Origin of the sequence: Oceanibium sediminis, from assembly GCF_003265325.1 — a bacterium.
GTDB lineage: Bacteria > Pseudomonadota > Alphaproteobacteria > Rhodobacterales > Rhodobacteraceae > Halovulum > Halovulum sediminis.
The window spans coordinates 1-20,237 of the sequence record NZ_QGNX01000022.1; the positions used below are offsets into that span (position 1 = coordinate 1).

General features: G+C 58.9%; 17 protein-coding genes and 6 pseudogenes. 14 read left to right on the forward strand and 9 right to left on the reverse strand.

The features are described from left to right. Positions 1-116 precede the first annotated feature (116 nt). Both DJ029_RS20630 and DJ029_RS20635 read right to left on the reverse strand, forming a co-directional pair. Complete coding sequence (locus DJ029_RS20630) at positions 117-1,115, reverse strand: dipeptidase (RefSeq protein WP_157966474.1); 999 nt, start codon at positions 1,113-1,115, stop codon at positions 117-119. A 19-nt stretch (positions 1,116-1,134) separates the two neighbouring features. Next, complete coding sequence (locus tag DJ029_RS20635) at positions 1,135-1,806, reverse strand: helix-turn-helix domain-containing protein (RefSeq protein WP_198671224.1); 672 nt, start codon at positions 1,804-1,806, stop codon at positions 1,135-1,137. A gap of 211 nt (positions 1,807-2,017) precedes the next feature. On the opposite strand from DJ029_RS20635, the gene DJ029_RS20640 reads away from it, so the two are divergent. The 8 genes and pseudogenes from DJ029_RS20640 to DJ029_RS20675 all read left to right on the forward strand — a co-directional run. Then, complete coding sequence (locus DJ029_RS20640) at positions 2,018-3,538, forward strand: ABC transporter substrate-binding protein (protein WP_112324369.1); 1,521 nt, start codon at positions 2,018-2,020, stop codon at positions 3,536-3,538. 31 nt (positions 3,539-3,569) lie between these two features. Beyond that, on the forward strand, positions 3,570-4,487 hold the full coding sequence (locus tag DJ029_RS20645; RefSeq protein WP_112324370.1) for an ABC transporter permease: 918 nt from the start codon (positions 3,570-3,572) through the stop codon (positions 4,485-4,487). A gap of 10 nt (positions 4,488-4,497) precedes the next feature. Continuing rightward, positions 4,498-5,397 carry an ABC transporter permease gene (locus DJ029_RS20650; RefSeq protein WP_112324371.1) on the forward strand — a complete coding sequence of 300 codons (900 nt, stop codon included), beginning with the start codon at positions 4,498-4,500 and terminating at the stop codon, positions 5,395-5,397. A gap of 12 nt (positions 5,398-5,409) precedes the next feature. Next, positions 5,410-6,417, forward strand: a complete 1,008-nt coding sequence (locus tag DJ029_RS20655; RefSeq protein WP_112324372.1) for a dipeptidase — start codon at positions 5,410-5,412, stop codon at positions 6,415-6,417. Continuing rightward, positions 6,414-7,487, forward strand: coding sequence for an ABC transporter ATP-binding protein (locus DJ029_RS20660; RefSeq protein WP_232823165.1), 1,074 nt, complete (start codon positions 6,414-6,416; stop codon positions 7,485-7,487). The genes DJ029_RS20655 and DJ029_RS20660 overlap by 4 nt, the downstream gene beginning before the upstream one ends. Next, the gene (locus DJ029_RS20665) at positions 7,463-8,500 is read left to right on the forward strand and encodes an ABC transporter ATP-binding protein (RefSeq protein ID WP_308861298.1); all 1,038 of its coding nucleotides are present in this window, start codon (positions 7,463-7,465) and stop codon (positions 8,498-8,500) included. The genes DJ029_RS20660 and DJ029_RS20665 overlap by 25 nt, the downstream gene beginning before the upstream one ends. A gap of 163 nt (positions 8,501-8,663) precedes the next feature. Continuing rightward, the gene (locus DJ029_RS20670; protein WP_112324374.1) at positions 8,664-9,275 is read left to right on the forward strand and encodes a cupin domain-containing protein; all 612 of its coding nucleotides are present in this window, start codon (positions 8,664-8,666) and stop codon (positions 9,273-9,275) included. A gap of 56 nt (positions 9,276-9,331) precedes the next feature. Beyond that, positions 9,332-9,556 (forward strand): annotated as a pseudogene (locus DJ029_RS20675) (helix-turn-helix domain-containing protein); the annotation flags it as partial. 186 nt (positions 9,557-9,742) lie between these two features. On the opposite strand, the pseudogene DJ029_RS22270 reads toward DJ029_RS20675, so the two are convergent. The 3 genes and pseudogenes from DJ029_RS22270 to DJ029_RS20690 all read right to left on the reverse strand — a co-directional run. After that, positions 9,743-9,967 (reverse strand): annotated as a pseudogene (locus DJ029_RS22270) (IS6 family transposase); the annotation flags it as partial. Further along, positions 9,964-10,086 (reverse strand): annotated as a pseudogene (locus DJ029_RS22495) (YcbK family protein); the annotation flags it as partial. The pseudogenes DJ029_RS22270 and DJ029_RS22495, both read right to left, overlap by 4 nt. Before the next feature lie 41 nt (positions 10,087-10,127). Further along, a complete protein-coding gene (locus tag DJ029_RS20690) occupies positions 10,128-10,835 on the reverse strand; it encodes an IS6 family transposase (protein WP_112324375.1) in 708 nt (235 codons plus the stop codon). A gap of 68 nt (positions 10,836-10,903) precedes the next feature. Here DJ029_RS20690 and DJ029_RS20695 point away from each other — a divergent pair. Then, positions 10,904-11,506 (forward strand): annotated as a pseudogene (locus tag DJ029_RS20695) (class II fructose-bisphosphate aldolase); the annotation flags it as partial. Positions 11,507-11,587: 81 nt separating this feature from the next. Here the strand turns inward: DJ029_RS20695 and DJ029_RS20700 are convergent. Further along, positions 11,588-11,914 (reverse strand): annotated as a pseudogene (locus DJ029_RS20700) (DDE-type integrase/transposase/recombinase); the annotation flags it as partial. After that, positions 11,913-12,506: pseudogene (locus DJ029_RS20705) on the reverse strand (IS6 family transposase); the annotation flags it as partial. The pseudogenes DJ029_RS20705 and DJ029_RS20700, both read right to left, overlap by 2 nt. Before the next feature lie 180 nt (positions 12,507-12,686). Here DJ029_RS20705 and DJ029_RS20710 point away from each other — a divergent pair. From DJ029_RS20710 to DJ029_RS20725, 4 genes are read left to right on the forward strand one after another with little or no spacing between them, the layout of a single operon-like run. Then, a complete protein-coding gene (locus DJ029_RS20710; protein ID WP_112324377.1) occupies positions 12,687-14,255 on the forward strand; it encodes a DUF2817 domain-containing protein in 1,569 nt (522 codons plus the stop codon). Positions 14,256-14,271: 16 nt separating this feature from the next. After that, on the forward strand, positions 14,272-15,258 hold the full coding sequence (locus DJ029_RS20715) for a TRAP transporter substrate-binding protein (RefSeq protein WP_112324378.1): 987 nt from the start codon (positions 14,272-14,274) through the stop codon (positions 15,256-15,258). A 48-nt stretch (positions 15,259-15,306) separates the two neighbouring features. Next, positions 15,307-15,813 (forward strand): TRAP transporter small permease subunit, encoded by a 507-nt coding sequence (locus DJ029_RS20720; RefSeq protein ID WP_112324379.1) that lies wholly within the window; start codon positions 15,307-15,309, stop codon positions 15,811-15,813. Between the two features lie 10 nt (positions 15,814-15,823). Beyond that, on the forward strand, positions 15,824-17,134 hold the full coding sequence (locus tag DJ029_RS20725) for a TRAP transporter large permease (protein ID WP_112324380.1): 1,311 nt from the start codon (positions 15,824-15,826) through the stop codon (positions 17,132-17,134). Here DJ029_RS20725 and DJ029_RS20730 read toward each other — a convergent pair. Both DJ029_RS20730 and DJ029_RS20735 read right to left on the reverse strand, forming a co-directional pair. After that, a complete protein-coding gene (locus DJ029_RS20730; RefSeq protein WP_112324381.1) occupies positions 17,125-18,027 on the reverse strand; it encodes a LysR family transcriptional regulator in 903 nt (300 codons plus the stop codon). The two genes, DJ029_RS20725 and DJ029_RS20730, sit on opposite strands and share 10 nt — an antisense overlap. A gap of 157 nt (positions 18,028-18,184) precedes the next feature. After that, positions 18,185-18,886, reverse strand: a complete 702-nt coding sequence (locus DJ029_RS20735) for a recombinase family protein (RefSeq protein WP_112324382.1) — start codon at positions 18,884-18,886, stop codon at positions 18,185-18,187. Positions 18,887-19,077: 191 nt separating this feature from the next. Here DJ029_RS20735 and DJ029_RS20740 point away from each other — a divergent pair, with 191 nt between their 5' ends. After that, entirely contained in the window at positions 19,078-19,890 is an 813-nt protein-coding gene (locus DJ029_RS20740; RefSeq protein ID WP_112324384.1) for a class I SAM-dependent methyltransferase, read from the forward strand. The last annotated feature ends 347 nt before the right edge of the window (positions 19,891-20,237 follow it).

The following is a 20,237-nucleotide window of genomic DNA, read 5'->3' on the forward strand; positions in this document are numbered from 1 at the left end:
TGCTTCGCCAGCCGGATTATCGCCAACCGCAGCGCATCATCGTCTCTCGGGGTCGGCCGGTATTGCAGGGAGCTCCGCGCGAGGCCGATCACCCGACACGTCCGGCGCTCACACGTTCATTCACCCCAAATATCCTTCAAAACGCGCAGCCAATTTCCGCGCATGATCTTCTCGATGGCGTCCTCGTTGTAGCCACGTTGTTCAAGGCCTTGCCAGACACGCGGAGTGTGGGAAAGCGATTGGTAGTCTTTGTTAAGGCGATCTTCATAGACAAACCAGTCGCCGAGAATGCCGGTTATATTTTGGTTGGTTCCATTGGGTCCAAAAGTACGGTCCCAGACTTCTGGACCCGTGGCGGGCGACTCTGTCGTGTCCGAGGCGAATCCAACATGTTCAATTCCGGCTACTTTCACCATATGGTCAACATGATTAACGTAGTCATCCATATCTGGCCGTTGGTCGTGGCGAATTGCTGGCGTCCACATGACCGCCCCAGTGAGCCCGCCGGTTTCAGCGATACCTCTGAGGTGGTCATCGGTCTTATTGCGTGGGCTTGGGCAGACCTCATAGGCATTCGCATGGCTCGCTATCAGTGGCCGACCACGAGACGCTGTGATGAAATCAGTCGTACTGCTGTGACCACAATGGGACAGATCCACGACGAGTTTCAGCCGGTGCATCTCCTCCAGCCAGTCAGCGCCGGCGCTGGTCATACCGGTGTCTTCAGGACCGGTCTGAGGTGCGCCACAAGCAAACCTGTTCGGCTTGTTGTAGTTGGGCTGAAGAATACGCACGCCGAGCTCCCTCATGGATGCCAGAAGAGAGATATCCTCTTCGATCATCGTAGAATCTTGGGTGCCGAGAATGACGCCCACCCTGTTCGTACGGACGGCGTTCTCAATGTCGGCAACGCTGCGCGCGATAAGTGCAACGTCGTCCATTTCAGCTACCGTAGCGCGGACGGTCTCCAGCTGTACGAGACTGTCGGCGAGGCTGGCATAGGGGCGAACCGATGTGCAGTTGATTGCGTGCACATTGCCTTGCAGCGTCTTTTCCATCTGCTCGCGATTAACGTTGGCACAGTTCAAGCCGTCGAGGGTCCATTGCTTTGTCATCGTTCGGGTTCTCTTTCTTTCAGTGATCGACTTCATGATATTCGGTGAGGGGTGGTGGCGGTGGTGGTGGGGCGTTTTGAAAACGCGCCCATAGTATCTTGGCAGTCCTGCCGCCCGCATTTCGCAGCTGAAACCGTCGAGAGCCCAGGAATCTAAAGGTGTCGTGCAGACCAAGCAGATAGGATTGATGTGGCAATTCGAGCTCTATCCCACCGGCCATGATGTAGCCTGCTTGCACGCCTCCACCTTGGATGGCTTCACAGGAGAAGATTGCGTTCGGGGACAGATGCAAAAGATGCAGGCCCAGCCTGTCGCCATCGGACGGCGGCGTCACCCATTCAACAACTGCCTCGCTGCCGGAGAGTCGCTCGCAACGACGCTGGCCACGTCGAAATACCACCGCTCCAGCCGCCGGAGGTATGCCCTTCAAGGGAGCGAAAAAGTCGCCCAGCTCGACGCACAAGCTCTTCGCAATGAACTGAAGGGTTTTGACCGAAGCAGAGGATTGACCCTTTTCAATCTGACTAAGCAGGCCGGATGAGATGCCGGCAAGAGCAGCGAGAGACCTGAGCGACAGTCCACGAATCTCGCGGATCATTCTGATTTGTTCACCGACTCGACGGTCAAGGCCCTGGTCAGGACTGTCGATTTCGTTTGGCACGGCGCCTGTTTTTTGGTCAGATTCTGTCAACTCAGATGTCCATGAGCAAATACACGGCGATTTCTGAACGTGCCGAACAGTCTTGACGGTATCTGTGAAAATTTCGTTTGTAAATTCATAAAATGGCTGGCAGTATCCGATCATGCGACACCAAGTCAGCCCAAGCCAGCCCAGGTAACTTCGGGGAAATGGCAGCCTTTACAACGCGGTGGGCAGCAGCCTCACTAGGAAAGGACACGAAATGATTGGATCAATGCTGAGTAGGACGGCGACCGCAGCGTTGCTGTCAACCATGGCGCTCGGGGCGGGCGCGGCCTATGCCGAAACCGTCAATATCGCCCAGAACTTCGATCCCCAAACGCTCTGGCCGAATGGCACGACAGCGTCGGACAACCTGAACGCGGGTTCGGCTATCGTCGAGTCGCTGTTCTGGCAGAACCCGGCGTCTGGCGAGATCGAGCCCCTTTTGGCAACAGTTGTCGAAATGGTTTCGGACACCGAAGCGCTGCTCACCCTTCGTGAGGGGGTCTCCTTCACGAATGGCGAGCCGATGAACGCAGATGCGGTCGTGCACTCGATTGAAATCTTCATGGACGAGGAGCAGACGCCGGCCTATGCGAGAGTGTCGGACCTGTTCGAGTCGGTTGAGAAAGTCGACGATCTTACGGTCCGGATTACGCTCTCCGACACATTTCCGGCCTTCATGCTCGCGCTGAGCCAGATCTCGGTGGTGCCACCGAGCCACTGGAACGAGGTCGGGCTTGAAGCCTATGGTCAGCAGCCTATCGGAACTGGGCCTTTTGTTTTCGAGAGCTGGACGCGGGACGATCGCCTGGTGATGTCGGCAAACGCTGACTATTGGGGAGATGCGCCCGACGGGATTACGGAACTGGTCTGGCGACCAGTGCCGGAGGACGCGGCGAGGTTGGCCGGGCTGCAGACCGGAGAGTTTCAGATTGTAAAGGATCTCCCGGTGTCGTCGATTCCGACACTTGAGAATGACGACAGCGTCTCGCTGATCACCGTTCCCAGCTACAGGATCTATCAGATCGGCCTTGCGTCACAGGAACAACACGAGAGCCCTTTGCAGGACGTCGCCGTAAGGCAGGCATTGAATTATGCCGTGGACTCGCAGCTGATCATCGATGCGCTCTTCTTCGGCAGGGCAATCCCGCTCAACGGTCAAGTGCTACGAGAGCCTCAACCCGGCTACAATCCTGACTTGGGCGACTATGGATACGATCCCGAGCGGGCGCGCGCTATGCTGGCGGAAGCCGGCTATCCTGATGGGTTCGAAATCGACTTCAAGTGTCCGTCTGGACGTTACGCACAGGACCGCGAGGTTTGCGAGGCGGTTGCCGGAATGCTTGCCGAAGTTGGGGTTACGGCCAATCTGATCATGCTGGAGCCTGGTGAGTTCTTGCGACAGTTGCGGACCATGGAGCTGGCTCCGATGTATTTCGTGGGCCTTGCCCCGCAAGATGACCCTGGCTTCCAGGCCTCCCAGTATCTTTCGGAATGGCGATACAGCCCGATTGCGAATGAGGAGATGGACGAACTGATCCTCGCAGGCGCCACCGAGGCGGATCCTGAGTCCCGGGCCCAAATTTATCGTGATCTGATGGCTCTCATGCATGAGCAGGCGCCGATCATCTTCCTGTATGGCGGGGTCGACATCTACGGCACCGACGCGCGGATCACAGGGCTCGAGCCACGCGGTGATGGGCGGATGTTCTTCTACAATGTCGAACTCGAAGAGTAAGGCCTGAAATCATGAACGAGGTCATGCTGGAATGCTGAGATACTTCATACGAAGGCTCGTCCTGACGATCCCTGTAGCAATTGGCATTCTCGTGATCTCGTTCATGTTGACCCGTTTGAGCGGTGATCCGACGGATCTGCTCCTGCCCCCTGATGCAACCGACTCCGCGAGAGAAGCATTTCGGCGAAACTATGGGCTGGATCAACCGCTCCTAACCCAATTTGGCAGCTTCGTCGTCAATGCGATGCGCGGCGACTTTGGGGACTCTCTACGATTTCATGAACCAGCCATGAGCCTTGTGATGGACCGGATGGGTGCAACTCTTGAGTTGGCGGTGGCAGCAATGGCACTTGCGATATTGATTGGCATACCGACAGGCGTTGTAGCTGCCTATAAACGAAATACACCAGTTGATATAAGCGTCCGTGGGATATCCCTGCTGGGGCAGGCAATGCCCTCATTCTATCTCGGCATATTGTCGATCATCGTCTTCTCGGTCTGGTTGGGATGGTTTCCGTCGAGTGGTCGGGGTACCTGGTGGCATCTCGTGCTTCCGGCAATAACGCTTTCGTTTCAGCTTGTCGCTCTAATTGCGAGGGTGACGCGCTCTTGCATGTTGGACGTTCTCGGCCAGGACTACATCCGGACGGCACGTGCAAAGGGGTTGGGCGAGAGTCGTGTCGTCTGGCTGCATGCGCTCCGCAACGCCTTTATTCCTGTATTGACTGTCCTTGGCTTGCAGGTCGGGTTCCTGCTCGGCGGAGTTGTAGTAATTGAGACCGTCTTTTCTTGGCCGGGTGTGGGACGTTTGGCCGTGCAGGCAATCTATGCGCGCGACTTTCCGGTTGTGCAGGCCGTTGTGCTGCTTTTCGCGATGATCTTTGTTTTCGTCAATCTCATCGTTGACCTGCTCTATGCGGCAATAGACCCGCGCATCAGATACAGTTGAGGGATTGAGCATGACCGATACTGTAAATGGTCCTGAAAGGGCCGTCAGGAAAAGCCAATTCCATTTGGTCACGACGAGGCTGCGGCGCAAGAAGCCCGTGCTCGTGTGTGGCACCCTGCTCATCATCGCCATCATTTGTGCCTTGGTGCCGGGCATGTTCGCGCCCCATGATCCCTACGAGCAGTCTTTGCTGCTCCGCCTCAAACCTCCCTCCTTTATGGACGGGGGCAGGGAAGGATATTTTCTGGGCACTGACCATCTTGGTCGCGACACATTGAGTCGGATCATTTATGGGGCTCGGATTACTCTCTTGGTGAGCCTGCTTGCGGTAGCGGTATCGACGATTGCCGGAATTGCAGCAGGCGTAGCTGCAGGGTTTTATGGTGGTCGTATCGACTCCGTCATCCTGCGGCTCATCGACATGCAGTTGGCCTTTCCGGTCATTCTGCTCGTGATAGCGGTCGTTGCCGTGGTTGGCCCATCACTTACCAACCTAATCATTATCATGGGTTTGTCCGGTTGGCCGCGAATGGCGCGCATTGTGCGCGGAGCCGTCCTCTCGGTTAGAGGGCTTGAATATGTCGACGCGGCACGCGCAATCGGAGCCGGAAGTTGGCGGATCATGGCATATCACATCATGCCAAATATTTTGTCCGCAATCATCGTATATGCCAGTTTCGAACTGGCAAGGATGATCCTGCTTGAAGCTACGCTCAGCTTCCTTGGTCTGGGGGTTCAGCCTCCGACTCCAACTTGGGGGGGCATGATTTCAGATGGCCGGAACTACATCTCACTTGCATGGTGGGTGGCGTTTTTTCCGGGCCTAGCCATCGGTATCATTATCCTGACCTTCAACATCCTTGGGGACGAGTTGCGAGACGCGCTTGACCCTCAACTCAACCACGAATGAGGAACTGGCGTGATGACAATAAATGGTACCGAGACGCCCCGCATCTCGATCATCGACGGGCTGAACTGCGCGAAACTGGATAGAGCACAGTTTGAACGGACATTGGCGGGCGGCATAGCAGCCTTCAACCTGACCGCCACCCGTCCGGACACGACTGTCGACGGGAGCCTGGACAGTCTGGCCGAACTTTTCAGGATCGTCGAAGCCGAGAGCGACATTGTCACGATCGTCCGTTCGGTGGCCGAGATAGAGCAAGCGGAGTCAGACGGCAAGCTGGGCATCATCATTGGAACCCAGGACTCAAGCTTCCTGGATCGCGAACCGCAGCTCTTGCGTGTCTACGAGGCCATCGGAATGCGCATCTTTCAACCGGTCTACAATTCGGCGAACCGCTTCGGCTGTGGCGCACTCGTCAATCCGGACACGGGCCTGACCGATGTCGGACGTGAATGGGTCGACCTGATGAATGAGCTCGGGCTGGTGATTGACTTGTCGCATTGCGGCCGGGAAACGGCCCACGATGTGCTTGCCGCGTCTTCGCAACCCGTTATCTTCAGCCATTCAAATTCTTCGGTTCTGGCGAAATCGCCCCGCAATATTCCCGACGACTTGGCAACTGCGGCTGCAAAGACAGGTGGCACGGTTGGCGTGACCATGTGGCCACCGCTGCTGAAAATCGCCGACCGGCCGGGCCTGGACGATTTCTGCAAGCATATCGAGCATTACCTGAACCTGGTCGGAGAGGACCATGTCGCTTTTGGCGGTGATCTGTCGGAAGGCACGAAAACACTGGAAGACTGGCTTGCCCTCTACGGGCCCGAGCCGATCTGGCCGGAAGTGACCGGGATCCTTGGGCCCTGGTACACTTATGAAAACCGGGCGACACCCGGCTTCGAAACCATGGCTGACGCCCAGAACCTTGTACACGCCCTCGCTCGCAGAGGTCACGCCCAGCGGGTGATCGAGAAAGTGATGCGCGGCAATCTTCTCAGGGTCTACAAAGAGGTCTGGGGTGAATGATGTCGACTGGCCCACAGATGACACGGAGCGATCAGACACCCGGCACCTCGGCAGCCGCCAAGAACGCCGGGCGCACGGTGCTGCAAGTGAGCGGTCTTACCACCGAGCTTCGCGTCGAGGGGGGGCGCATTCGCGCCGTCGACGATGTCTCTTTCGACCTGCTGGCTGGTGAGACGCTGGGCATTGTAGGGGAAAGTGGCTGCGGCAAGAGCATGACGGCCCTGTCCATCATGGGCTTGCTCCCGCGACCCATTGGAACAATCACCTCTGGCTCCGTTGTACTTGAGGATGTCGGAGACCTTGCCCTACTTTCCGATGCACAGATGAAGGCGGTTCGTGGCGACGTCGTCTCGATGATCTTCCAGGAGCCGATGACGTCACTCAATCCCGTCTTCACCGTCGGGTTCCAGCTTTGCGAGGCGATACAGGCGCATCGCCCGGTCAGCCGGCAGGCAGCCCGGCAAAAGGCCATCGAGATGCTCGACCTTGTCGGAATCCCTCTTCCGGAGCTGCGGTTCGACAATTATCCGCATCAGCTTTCAGGCGGGATGCGCCAGCGGGTAATGATCGCCATGGCACTTGCGTGCCAACCGAAGATCATGTTGGCGGACGAGCCGACGACGGCATTGGACGTAACCATTCAGGCCCAGATTCTGAAATTGATGGATCGGCTGAAGAATGAAACCGGGACCTCGATCGTTATCATTACGCACGACCTCGGTGTCATCGCTCGAATGGCCCAACGCGTTCTCGTAATGTATGCTGGCGTCGTCGTGGAAGAGGCAAAGGTGCACGAACTCTTTGCGCGTCCACTTCATCCCTACACGGTCGGATTGTTAAAATCGATCCCTAGCGCACGCCATCGATCCGGTCCAAAGAAGAGGCTGCATACGATCCGCGGCGTCGTACCCAGCCTGAACGCCCTACCGCGTGGCTGCCGATATTCTGACCGCTGCCCCGACGTACATGATCGTTGCCATCAATCGGAGCCTCCGCTGGCAAGGCCGGTTGAAGACGAAGCGTCGCAAGGCGAGCGGCGAGTCCGGTGCTGGCTGCACTGCAAACAATGAGTGATCCAAACATGCCGTCCATCCCAAGCTCCGACGCGGGGCCAGCTCTCATGGAAGTCCGCGGTTTGCGTCGACACTTCTCGGTCGACGGAGGCTGGTTTGGACAAAACCCGCGCGCATTGAAGGCAGTGGATGGCGTTGATTTTTCGATCATCAAGGGTGAATCGCTGGGTCTTGTCGGTGAAAGCGGCTGTGGGAAATCCACACTCGGGCGCAATGTGGTACGACTCGACACGCCAACCGAGGGCGCCTTGCTGTTTGAAGGTACGGATATTGCGACCTTGTCTGCAAGTGAACTAAGACGGTTTCGGCGAGAGATTCAGATCATTTTTCAAAATCCTATGTCGTCGCTGAATCCGAGGATGACCGTCGGCAACATGCTCATTGAGCCTCTGCGTCTCCATTCCTACGGTGATCGGGCCTCATGCCAGCGCCGTGTCCATGAGTTGTTGGAACTTGTGGGCCTGAAGTCCGAACACTACAATCGCTATCCGCATGAATTCTCTGGTGGTCAAAGGCAACGCATCGGGATTGCACGCGCATTGGCCCTGAATCCCAAGTTGATCGTGTGTGACGAACCTGTTTCGGCATTGGATGTTTCGATCCAATCGCAGATCATCAATTTGCTGATGGATCTTCAGGACGAGCTTGGTCTGTCCTATCTCTTCATCTCGCATGATCTCAGTGTGGTTGAGCACATGTGTGATCGAGTTGCCGTGATGTATCTTGGTCGCATCGTGGAGATTGCGCCCACCCACGAATTGTACTCAAGGCGGCTGCATCCCTACACGAGAGCACTCTTGTCCGCGGTGCTGGTGCCTGACCCAGCGGTCCAAGCCGACGAGATCATCCTCGAAGGTGGTGTGCCTTCCCCGATTGATCCGCCGAAAGGTTGTCACTTTTCGACCAGATGCCCGTTCGCCAAGGATGATTGCTCTGCGAGCACACCGGAACTCGTCGAGCAACATCCCGGCCACTGGGTGCGGTGTATGAGGATTGATGAAATCACATGAAACAAGTATGCGCTGCTTGGCTTGCGCATCTTTCCTGGGACACTAGGCGTACAGCCACAAAGAAAATGAACTTTGAAAGCACTGACTGGCCTAAGAGTGAAATTTGCGCTATATTTTTTCATCTGATTGACAGGCAGCAAGAATTGTTCGTTGAGGAAGCGGAATGAGTGAGAACAGCGGCTCAGAGCAGGCAAGGAGTGCCTCGCTACACACGGAAAAAGCGGATCATGCTGTCGGGGCCCATATAAGGCATCTTCGGCAGGCGCGCAGCATGTCCATTAAGTCTCTGGCAGAGCGGTCGGGCTTATCAATCGCTCTCATCAGTCAGATCGAACGAGGGATTTCCTCCGCGTCGGTCCGCGTCCTCGCTAAGCTCGCAGATGGACTGAACGTAGCGATCTCGGACATGTTTGAACAAGGCTTGGACCACACAACGCCGGATCGTGTTGTGGCACGCAAACAGGACCACCAGAGAATTGACCTCAACCGTACCGGGATTTCCAAGGAGCTGCTTACGCCATTCAACACCGATCCTCATCTGGATATCTACCTGATGACGATTGAACCAGACGGCTCTTCAAGCGAGGAGGATTTTGTCCACCAAGGTGAAGAAGCAGGGGTTGTACTGGAAGGTGGAATGGAACTTTTCGTCGATGGGAAACGATACGTGCTTGGTGAAGGGGACAGTTTTCGTTTTGCGAGTTCACGACCCCATCGATATCGTAACGCAGGGTGGAAAAGCGCCAAAATTATGTGGGTGAATTATCGCAGCTAGTGTTCCGTGCCGGACATAGGACTCCCAATGCTGCTCTATCTTATCATGATCTGCAGATGAGACGCTCCGACATCTGCCTTCATCTTGGCCGCGCCGACCGTGCCGAACTTGAAGCCCTGATCACCAACCGCAACCCGCCGCGCAATCTGGTCTGGCGGGCCGAGATCATGCTGGCGACGGAGGACGGTCAGGGCACTGTGGAGATCATGCGGCAGACGGGCATGTCGAAGCCGAAGGTCTGGCGCTGGCAGAAGCGGTATCTCGATGAAGGCGGCAATGGTCAGGCGACGGCCACATTAGCAGTTCGATTCCGCAGCGAACCAAATAACCTGATGGACTTGATTCATATTGATGTCGAGCGCCTTCGCGAAACGGCGAGGTAAATTGCTTCGTCTGTTTGGGCGACAGATAATGAGGTGCTGTCAGACCAATGCGAACCAGACTCTGAAAATCAGGAGCGCGTCCGGCTAGACTACACCAAGTTGCCGCCACTCGGCGAGAGCGACGCTGCGGTTTGTCTTGAAAATGTCCCGGCTGGAGAGGCTGCGTTCCTGGTTGAAATGGTTGTAAACTGCGACATGGACGGCGACGAACTCCGGTAGACTTCGCATGCGCCGAAACCGAAGCATTGCCCGCTCTCGTCATCGAGACGGCAGGTGTGAATTTTCGGCCCGATCATACTGCCAGTGCCCCACTTCCAGTCATCGAGCCGGGCGTAGATCGTGACCGCGATCCCGCCGAGAGCCACGGCGATGAACACCCACCGCAGCGTGTCGAGGTACGGGACGAGCGGCAAGATGGAGCTGTCAGACGGATTCGAACCAGTCTCTGTTTGCGCCTGGGGACAAGATTTCAGGCCGCGCCGAGTTGACGCCATTCCTCGAGACCGGCGGCGCGGTTTAGCTTGAAATTGTCCCTGCTCGAGAGGCTGCGTTCCTGGTTGAAGTGGTTGTGGACAGAGGAGTGAACGGCGGCGAAGACCTGCAGACTTCGCATGCGTCGGAATCGAAGCATCGCCCGCTCTCTTCGTCGGAGCGGCAGATGTGAGTTCTCGCCCCTGTTGTTCAGCCAGCGGCCGACGGACTGCAGATCTGTGGCGCCGATGTCGCGCAACGCCGCCCGATAGGAAGGTAACCGGTCCGTCACGATCTCTTCCGGGCGACCATAGCGCTTCATCAGTTTCCTGAGGAATTTCAGAGCTGCTTTCTTGTTGCGACGCTTGGTGACGACAGCTTCGAGCACCTCGCCTTCGTGGTCGACCGCCCGCCATAGATAGTGGCGCTCGCCGTTTACCTTCACGAAGACCTCGTCGACGTGCCAGCGCCAGTTCGAAAATGCCCGCATCCGATCAATACGTTTGCGTCGGATCTCTGCCGCGAACATCGGGCCAAACCTGTTCCACCAGAACCGGATGGTCTCGTGGCTGATATCGATGCCGCGCTCGTGCAGCAGGTCTTCGACATTCCTCAGCGACAGCGGAAATCGGACATACATCATCACCGCAAGGCGGATGATCTCGGGGCTGCTCTGGAAGCCCTTGAACGGGTTGGATCTCGTCATCCCGGAACGCTACGGAAGCGCTGCTGCCGGCTCAAGCGTGATCGATCTGACAGTGCCATTCGGAGTCCCTACCCCAGATCGGGCGCGCCCTGCGCGCGGGCTGCACCGGACTGATGATCGACGCCTCCGCCCGGCCGCTGAAGGACAACATCGTCGCGACCCGCGCGGTCATGGAATTCTGCGCAGAATCCGATGCCGGCGTGGAGGCCGAGTTGGGCCGGATTGCCGGTGTCGAGGATGGTCTCGTCGTGTCCGAGGAGGAAGCCGGCAAGGTGGATGCCGACACCGTGGCGCGCTTTCTCGAAGGCGTGCGGCCCGACGCGCTGGCGGTGGCCGTGGGCACGGCGCACGGCTTCTATGAGACGCCGCCGAATATCGATTTCGGCTTGATCGCTGAGATCAACAAATACTCCCCCCCGCCACTGGTTCTGCATGGCGGCACCGGGCTAGAGGATGAGGTCCTCACCCAATGCGTCGATGCTGGCTTTGCCAAGATGAACTTCGCCACAGAACTACGGCGCGACTATCTCTCAGCGCTCGCCGCCGCGGCGCAGGACGGCGGCAACATCTTCGACGCGCTCGCGGCCGGTCAGGACGCCATTCGCCGCATCGCGGAGGCCAAGTTCCGTCTGCTACGTACAGCGGAGCGGGCTGACGTATATGGCCACTGAAGAATGGGGGAGAGGGAAAGCTGGATTGGATGCTGTCAGACCGATTCTAACCGGTCTCAGTATTCGCCGAACTGCCGGAACTTATGCGGAACAAAGCTGGCGCCACTCGGTGAGGGCGGCGGCGCGGTTGAGCATTAAATTCCGTCGGGAGTAGAGGTGACGTTTCTGGTTGATATGATTGTGGACCGAAGCGTGGACGGAGGCGAACATCTGCAAACTTCGCATCCTGCGAAACCGTTGCATGGCCCGCTCTCGTCGTCGGAATGGCAGGTGTGAATTCTCGGCGCGATTGCTTGCCCAGCGGCCGGTTTCCTGCCGATCTGCCGCACCGATTTCCTTCAGCGCGGCGCCATACGAGCGGAGCAAATCGGTCACGAACACATGCGGCCTGCCGTGCCCCTTCATCGTGATCGGAGGCGAACTCTTGCAGCGTTCGCAAGCGCCGGAAGCGGAGCATCGCGCGCTCACGTCGTCGGAATGGTAAGTGTGAATTTTCCGCCCTGTTGTTCATCCACCTGCCGGTCTTCTGGCGCTCACGGATACCGAGATCACCCAGGGCGGCACCATAAGAGCGCAGGCGGTCAGTGACGAACTCATCGGCTGCGCCGTGCCGCTTCAGAGATTTCTTCAAGAATTTCAATGCTGCTTTCTTGTCTCGCTTCTTCGTTACGAAGCTCTCAAGAACCTCGCCCTCGTGATCGACGGCCCGCCACAGATAGTGGTGCTCGCCGTTGATCTTCACGAACATCTCATCCAAGTGCCACCGCGAGTGGCTTATGCGCAGGCCCTCGACCCGACGTTTTCGGATCTCCGAGGCGAAGATCGGGCCGAACCGATGCCACTAAAACCGGACAGTCTCGTGGCAGATATCGATGCCCCGCTCGTGCAGCAGATCCTCGACATTCCGCAGCGAAAGCGGGAACCGGATATACATCATCACGGCTAGCCGGATGACTTCGGGGCTGGTCTTGAAGTAACGGAAGGGCGAGCGTTTCGTCATCCGGAAACGCTACGTGACCGCCCTGCCCGCCTCAATCCATGTTCCTCTGACAAGACCCGTCTTCTTTGTCGGGGTCCTCGCTCGCGACGCACATAACCTTTCGGCATACCTCTTAACTTAATATGAGTTGCTCTGAACGCGCGCCTCCGCGAGACATATCGCCACTTAAGGAGGCCTGCCGTGACACCCACGACCCGAGAATACTACGCGCTCTACACCCGTTGCCGCACCGCGTTCCGCATGGCAGCCGAGGAGCAGGGTTGGCAGCTCACCAACGTGTCACACCCACTGTCCAGCGACACGATGGCGTATGGCGTAGACGTTGCCCGGATCGGGGCGCCCGATGCGAAGCAAGTGCTGTTTGTTCTGAGCGGCGTACATGGAACGGAGCTGGAAGCGGGCGCGATCGCACAACAGGACCTGTTGCACCGCCTGCCGGACGAGTGCCCGGAACACACCGCCATCGTACTGATCCACGGCGTGAACCCCTACGGTTGCGCGCACCTGTCCCGGACAGACGAAAACAACGTCGACCCCAATCGCAACGTCCGCGCCCGGCTCGACCAGACCCCGCGCAATGAAGCCTATGATCAGCTGCACGCGGCCCTGTGCCCTCAGGACTGGGAAGGGCCGGTGCGCGATGCCGCCGAGCAGCAGCTTGCGGCCTTCATCGAGCAGAACGGCATGCGGGTACTGACGCAGGAGGTGCTGCGCGGCCAATACGATCATCCCGACGGCTTGTTCTATGGCGGGCGCAGCGTGAGTTGGACGGTGCAAACCCTGCAATCGCTGCTGGAAACCCATGCGAAAGGCGCCACGCGACTGGCGATCCTGGACATCCACACAGGCGTAGGCCCCAAGGGCTGGGGAGAGTTGATCCGGCTTGACCGCGCGGCCGTTGAGGGCGCCGAATGGTCCGGGATCGGGGGCTGCGTCTGCGATCTGGCCGACCGGGTTCCGACCGAGCAGCTGCCCCTGAAAGTGATCATCGAATTCGGCACGCGGGATTTCCGCCGCGTGGTCGATGCGCTGCGCGGCGACACCTGGCTGCGCTATCACGAGGCGACGGAAGCCCAACGGGCCGATATCAAGAAGCAACTGTATACCGCCCTGGTCTGCGCAAATCCCGAATGGCGCGCCGGGGTCATCAGCCAAACCCGCACGGCGGCGCGCGCCCTGCTGCGCGATCTATGTGGCGCGGCCACCGCCGCGGACAGTGCGCTCGACCGCTTTGGCCAGGCCGTGAGTGCGGCGCAGGCCCCTGGCGATGCCTATCGTGCCCTTCAAGCGCTTTCGCAAACCGTCATCGGCGCACGGCTCTTCACGATCATGGAGCTTGTCGACGACACCCGCGCCGGCCAGCGCATCTATTCCAGTGAACCGGCAAGCTACCCGGTTTCCGGAATCATCCCGCTGAAGGACAACCTTTGGTATGATACCGCGGTACGCCAACAGCGCCCCTTCGTGGCAAACGATGCAAGCGGGCTGCAGGCCGTGTTTGCCGATCACGAACTGATCGCTTCGCTGGGGTGCGCCTCCGTTCTCAACCTGCCGATCACATTGGACGGCAAACTGGAGGCGACGGTAAACCTGCTCGATGTCGCTGGGCACTACGATGCGGAGCGCGTGGCTTTGGCGCAGGACACCCTGACCGAACCGGCCCGCGCAGCGCTGCGGATGGAGCGCAGCCTGCGGGAATGCCATGCGCAGAACCAGAACTCAGATCACCCAACAATAGAAACAGCTTAACGGGAGAAAAGACCCCATGACTTTTACAAGAACCCCCCTGATCGGCGCAATTGCCGCTATCTGCCTTGCAGGGACCGCGCAGGCGCAAACAACGCTGAACCTGGCGAACGAATACCAGGCGTCGACCTTTGCCGCCGTCGCCGACGAATTCTTCATTGAGCGCGTGGCCGAACTGACCGGCGGCTCGGTGGAGATCAACCATTACCCCGGCGGCTCTCTCGGTTTCAAATCAATCGACCATTTCGATGCGGTCACCGACGGCGCCATCGACATCGCCGACACCTACATCGGCCAGCTGTCCGGCATCGACCCGGTGTTTTCGATGCCCTCGCTCCCCTTCCTCGCCACGTCGAAGGACGAGGCGCTGAAGCTGGAAAGCGTGCTGAAACCCGCCTACAACGAGATCTTCGGCAATGCAGATCAGATCTATCTCTTCACCCTGCCCTGGCCGCCCTCGGGGATCTGGACGAAGGAAGCCCTGAACACCCCCGCTGACCTTGCGGACCTGAAAGTGCGTGTACCTGACGTAACCGCCATCCAGACCTTCAAGGCCGCAGGCGCAAACCCGCTTCAGGTCAGCTGGGGCGATATCGTCCCGCAACTGTCGACCAACGCGCTGGATGCCGTGATTTCCTCGGCCGAGGGTGGGACCAACATCTCCCTGGGGGACTTCCTGCCGGAATACACGGCGCTGGACTACGTGATCCCGGTCAACGTGGTGCACATGAGCGCAATGTCCTACGACCAACTCAGCGAAGAAGAGCAGGCCGCGATCATGCAGGCCGCAGCCGACACTTCGGAGTTCATCTGGGGCAAGCTGGAGGAGCGCCTCAGCGGCACTTACGAGGATCTTGACGAACTGGGTGTGAGCGTAAATCGCGACGTGTCGCCCGAGTTGATGGACGCCCTCAAGGTCGCCTCCGATGCTGCCATGCAGGATTGGCTGGACAAGTCTGGCGAACAGGGCAAGGCGCTTCTGGACGCCTATCGCGCCGCCGAGTAACCGGCAACCGCCTGCCCCCACATCGGGGGCAGGCTGACAGGAGATCCCATGCACGCCTTCCTGACCCGATACGTTCGCATGACCAGCTTGCTCTCATGGCTTTCTGCGCAGTTTGCCATGCTTGCCGTGCTGGCCATGGCCTTGCACATTCTGCTGGAAATCCTGCTGCGCGCGGTCTTCCAGACCTCGACCTTCGTTCTGGACGAATTCGTCGGGTATGAGGTCGCCGCGATGACCTTCCTCGGCCTGGGGAGCGCGCTGGACAACAAGGTTCTGTTGCGGCTGAACCTTCTGCTGATCCGCCTGAAAGGGCGCGCACGTGCGGCTGTGGAAATCGTGAATGCCACCCTCACATTCGCCATTTTCGGGTTTCTGCTGTTCTACCTGTTCAAACTGGCCATGCGAAACTACGAGCGCGGCACGACGTCCATCTCTGTGCTGGAGGTGCCGGTCTGGATCCCGCAAGCGATCATCATCATTGGACTGGGCGTTTTCTGCCTGCAACTGACCGGGCTGATCGCCAAGGCGCTGACCGCCCCCGAGACGCTGGATTGAGAGCCGAGCCATGACCCATATCGAGATTACGCTTACCGTCTTTGGCCTGCTGCTGCTGTCGCTGGGCGGCGGACTGTGGATCATGTCTTCGCTTTTGCTGGTGGGGCTCGTATCTCAGGTCATCATCGCCGGATTTCCGCTGGCCAAGATCGGCTCGATTGCCGCCACTGTGGTGGCACGCAACGGCATGGGGTGGGAGCTGTCGGCGATCCCGCTCTTCATCTGGATGGGCGAGCTGTTGATCCAGACGCGCCTGTCGCGAATGATCTTCGAGGGGCTCTCGCCCTTCGTATCCTGGATTCCCGGGCGTTTGCTGCATACCTCGGTTCTGGGCTCGACCCTCTTCGCCGCTGTATCCGGCTCTTCGGCTGCGACCACCACCACGGTCGGGCGCATCACGGTGAATGAATTGATCGGTCGTGGCTATGACCGCTCTCTGACCATGGGATCCCTAGCCGGTGCAGGCACGCTGGGTCTGATGATTCCGCCCTCGATCATCCTCATCATCTACGGGGTGATGGCCGAAGTCTCGATTATCCGCCTCTTTGCCGCCGGCATCATTCCAGGCCTGTTGATGGCCCTGCTCTACAGCAGCTACATCGCGGCGCGCGCAATGATGAACCCAGCCGTCGCACCCCAGGAAGAAGCGCCCCGTGGCGCTGGGGAGTACCTGTCGGCACTCGTCAAACTTCTGCCGATCATCGTCCTGATGGCGGTCATTCTCGGCGCGATCTACTCCGGCCTTGCCACCCCGTCCGAGGCAGCGGCAATCGGCCTGGCCGCGACCGTGGTCATCACGGGTATTATGGGGCAACTGTCGTTTAAGGTGCTTTACGTGTCCCTGCAGAACGCGGTGCGCATGTCGGCCATGATCATCTCGCTGATCGTTTGCGCGGCCGTGCTGGCGTCCGCCATGAGCTATGTCCGGCTGCCGCAGTCGATCGCGGAAATCATATCCGCCCTTGACCCCACAAGCCTGCAATTGATCCTGTTGCTGGCATGTTTCTACATCTTTCTCGGGCTATTTCTCGACGGGACCTCGATCACGGTGATGAGCCTGCCGATCACCATGCCCGTGGTGCTGGCCAGCGGGATTGATCCGATCTGGTTCGGCATCTTCCTCGTTGTGATGATCGAACTGGGGCAGATTACTCCGCCAGTAGGTTTCAACCTCTACCTGCTGCAAAGCCTCACCGGGGCGCCGTTGAGCCGGGTTGCCATCGCCGCATTCCCCTTCTTCGTCCTGCTCTGTGTCGGCGTCGCGATCCTCTACGTGTTCCCCGCCCTGGTGACCTGGCTTCCAAACCTGCTCTACGACTGATGCAACTCCGGGCAGCGCAGGGCCTCTTCCATCAGGCATTTCTCGAAATATTCGAGTTCCGGCCGAAAGCTGCTACGCGTAACCGTGGCTGAGACGATCCGGCTTTCGACAGCAGGCAGGAAAGGCCGGATCTCGACTCCCTGCGTCTGCCAGAACCGCGCCGCAAATGGCTCGATCACAGCGACAGCCAGCCCTTCACGGACCACCGCGTAAGCGGCGAGCGAGGTATCGATTTGCAATGGCTGGTGAAAACGCACGCCCTCCCCATGGAGCAGGTCCGCAGGCCGGTCCCATTTTGCCGGTCCATCGGGCAGGATCGAAACGATGTCCTCTCCCTCAAGGTCCTCCGGGCGGATGACTGACTTGGCGCACAGCGCATGGCCCGGAGGAAGAGCGCAGACCTGTCGCGCCGTCCCCAGGGAGCGTATCCGGACGTTGGATACAGCAGGAAGCTGTGCGGCCACGGCGATATCTGCGGCCATGCTCTGCAACCGGACGATCACCTGCACCAGGCGATGGGAATGCAGCACGACACGGCATTCCGGATAGCGTTTGCGAAACCGCCGGAGCGCTGGCGGAATAAGCGTCGCCGATAGCGCATGGGTCGCCACAATCCGCAGGCTGGCCTCGTTGTCACGGATCTGCTGGGCGACGTTTTCCAGCATGTCGAGACCATGGAACTGCTCTTCCACGTGCTCGAAGAACTGCAAGCCCTCCTTGGTCGGTTTCAACGTTCCCTTCTGACGGTCGAAAACCCGGAATCCGAGGTGCGTTTCCAGATCCGCGATCAACCGGCTGACCGCCGGCTGCGTGATGTGCATCGCCGCCGCCGCCGCCTTCATGGAGCCAACGGCCATCACACAGCGAAAGGCTTCGAGTTGCCTGAACTTCATTTCTATCGCCTTCTAGTTCGTAGTCGCGTTCTGCGCGGAAGATCGAAAGGGAAAAAGGATGATGTCAAACCTATTCATACCAGTTTTTGCTAGGACATTAACGCTGTCCCTTAACCCGGGAAGAGACGACGCCGCTCGGCAAAAGCGGCGACGTCGATCAATCCACTTCCCGACCCATTTCTGCCAGCCGCCCAAGCAAATTCTTTACATTCGACACATGCCACCGCCTGTTGCGGCGGGTGACGATCCCTCTGGCGTTGAGCTCTGCAGCCATTCCCCGCAAGCTGGTGATGCCGCTCGTCCGGATGTCCTCGACCACCGGTTTCAGCTCTTCCGCGAAGGCGTCGGCATTCCCGGCCACAGCCTTTCGGAGCGCCACACCGCCCTCGCCCGCCCGCCTGAGCGCCGCGGCCCCGTTCGGGTTGCCCAGCTTCACGCCTCGCGCCTTGGCCGCCGCCAGCGCCTCTCTGGTCCGCCGAGAGATCGCCTCGCGCTCCTGCTGGGCGACGAGAGCCATGATGCCGACGGTCAGGTCGTTCGCCTCGGGCATGTCGCAGGCGATGAAGCGGACGCCGCTGTCGCGGAGCGTCAGAAGAAACGCCGCGTTCCGGCTCAGCCGGTCAAGCTTGGCGATGACTAGGGTTGCGCCCGTGAGCCGCGAGTGGGTCAGCGCCGCCTGCAGCTGCGGCCGGTCCGCCTTGCGACCGCTCTCGACCTCGGTGAAGCGGGCGAGGACTGTGGCGCCGCGCTGTCTGGCGAAGGCGTCGATGGCCTTGCGCTGTGCCTCCAGTCCCAGCCCCGACTTGCCTTGCCGGGCCGTGGAGACCCGCTCGTAGGCGACAAATCGGGCTGCTGCCATCGGGTGTACACACCTGCGTAACGTTGGTTGCGCAGATCTGTACGATACTCGTTGGGAATAGTGTAGCGTTGCAGTCGACGCTGGTTTCTTGGCCTGGACATGGATTTCCGCTTTGAGCCCGTTTTGGCCATTCGTGCAATACATGATAGGATGCGGTCTATGCATTGTTCTGGCTGGCCAGGAGCACCAAGTTGTCGGAAAACGCAGCCGAGTTCGTAGGAGATATTCCGGAGCATTACGATGTCGGCCTTGGGCCAAATCTCTTTTTGGATTTCGCCGAGGAGCTATCTCGTGCCTGTTGCGACGGAACGCCGACGAATGTCCTGGAGCTGGCCGCCGGTACCGGCATCGTAAGCCGAAAACTTCGGGATCGACTGCCTCCTGAGGTCTCACTTCTCGTGACGGATCTGAACGCCCCGATGCTTGCTGTCGCACAGAGCAAGTTCGCCGAAGGTGAAGCCGTTGATTTTGCCGTCGCGGACGCAATGGATCTAACGTTCGACGATGCGACGTTTGACCTCTTGGTATGCCAGTTCGGCGTAATGTTTTTTCCCGACAAGCCAACTGCCTTCCGTGAAGCAGCGCGCATCTTGAAGCCTGGTGGTCGCTTTGTCTTCAATGTCTTTAGTGCGATGCAAGAGAACCCGTACTCACAGATCGCCTACGCAGTCCCCGCACAGTTCTTTCCCGGGGAACCGCCGGGCTTTTACAAGGTGCCGTTCCACTACGGGAACCCTGAGAAAGTACGCGAGGACCTGAAGAATGCCGGGTGGCAAAAGGTTACGCATAAGACGATCCGGTTGAAGAAGAAGATCACAAACCCGGAAGGTTTCGCCAGAGGCCTCGTCTTCGGCAATCCCCTGATCGATGAAATCAGGAGTCGGAGGGGTGTCGATCCTGAGGCGGTCACCGCCGCCGTGCTTCGAGCGTTGACCGTGACATTCGGCCCGACCGACATGGTGATGCCGCTGGAAGCCAAAATGTTTTCCTGCACCGCAACCTGACAGAACAGGCCAAGCGTTGCGCAGTATCGGCATAACTACCTGGTTTTCATGCTCCCCTGAGAGGGAGCCTCGGTCCAAGGGCGGCTTCGTCCGCATGTCGGCCATTCGCCATCCGGATCTTTCTTGCCAATGTAGGCCACAACGCGGGTTCTTCGTCTGGTGGACGCGCTGGAAAGCCCACGGCATGGCCCCTCATTCGGCCAACCACTCAAAGCTTGTCGGCATCCTCGATTATAATTGGCGCGCGGGTGATGCGCGGGCCACCGGGATGCACCGAAGGCCGGCTTCCGATGGTGAGGGTGTCCTTGTCCCCAGCCCCTTCCGGCGGGTCTGCCCCCTCGTAGGTC

Coding starts and splice junctions, on each gene's coding strand:
- DJ029_RS20630 (WP_157966474.1), bottom strand. CDS start 1,115: ATGACAAAGCAATGGACCCTCGACGGCTTGAACTGTGCCAACGTTAAT.
- DJ029_RS20640 (WP_112324369.1), top strand. CDS start 2,018: ATGATTGGATCAATGCTGAGTAGGACGGCGACCGCAGCGTTGCTGTCA.
- DJ029_RS20645 (WP_112324370.1), top strand. CDS start 3,570: ATGCTGAGATACTTCATACGAAGGCTCGTCCTGACGATCCCTGTAGCA.
- DJ029_RS20650 (WP_112324371.1), top strand. CDS start 4,498: ATGACCGATACTGTAAATGGTCCTGAAAGGGCCGTCAGGAAAAGCCAA.
- DJ029_RS20655 (WP_112324372.1), top strand. CDS start 5,410: ATGACAATAAATGGTACCGAGACGCCCCGCATCTCGATCATCGACGGG.
- DJ029_RS20660 (WP_232823165.1), top strand. CDS start 6,414: ATGATGTCGACTGGCCCACAGATGACACGGAGCGATCAGACACCCGGC.
- DJ029_RS20670 (WP_112324374.1), top strand. CDS start 8,664: ATGAGTGAGAACAGCGGCTCAGAGCAGGCAAGGAGTGCCTCGCTACAC.
- DJ029_RS20690 (WP_112324375.1), bottom strand. CDS start 10,835: ATGACGAGATCCAACCCGTTCAAGGGCTTCCAGAGCAGCCCCGAGATC.
- DJ029_RS20715 (WP_112324378.1), top strand. CDS start 14,272: ATGACTTTTACAAGAACCCCCCTGATCGGCGCAATTGCCGCTATCTGC.
- DJ029_RS20720 (WP_112324379.1), top strand. CDS start 15,307: ATGCACGCCTTCCTGACCCGATACGTTCGCATGACCAGCTTGCTCTCA.
- DJ029_RS20725 (WP_112324380.1), top strand. CDS start 15,824: ATGACCCATATCGAGATTACGCTTACCGTCTTTGGCCTGCTGCTGCTG.
- DJ029_RS20730 (WP_112324381.1), bottom strand. CDS start 18,027: ATGAAGTTCAGGCAACTCGAAGCCTTTCGCTGTGTGATGGCCGTTGGC.
- DJ029_RS20735 (WP_112324382.1), bottom strand. CDS start 18,886: ATGGCAGCAGCCCGATTTGTCGCCTACGAGCGGGTCTCCACGGCCCGG.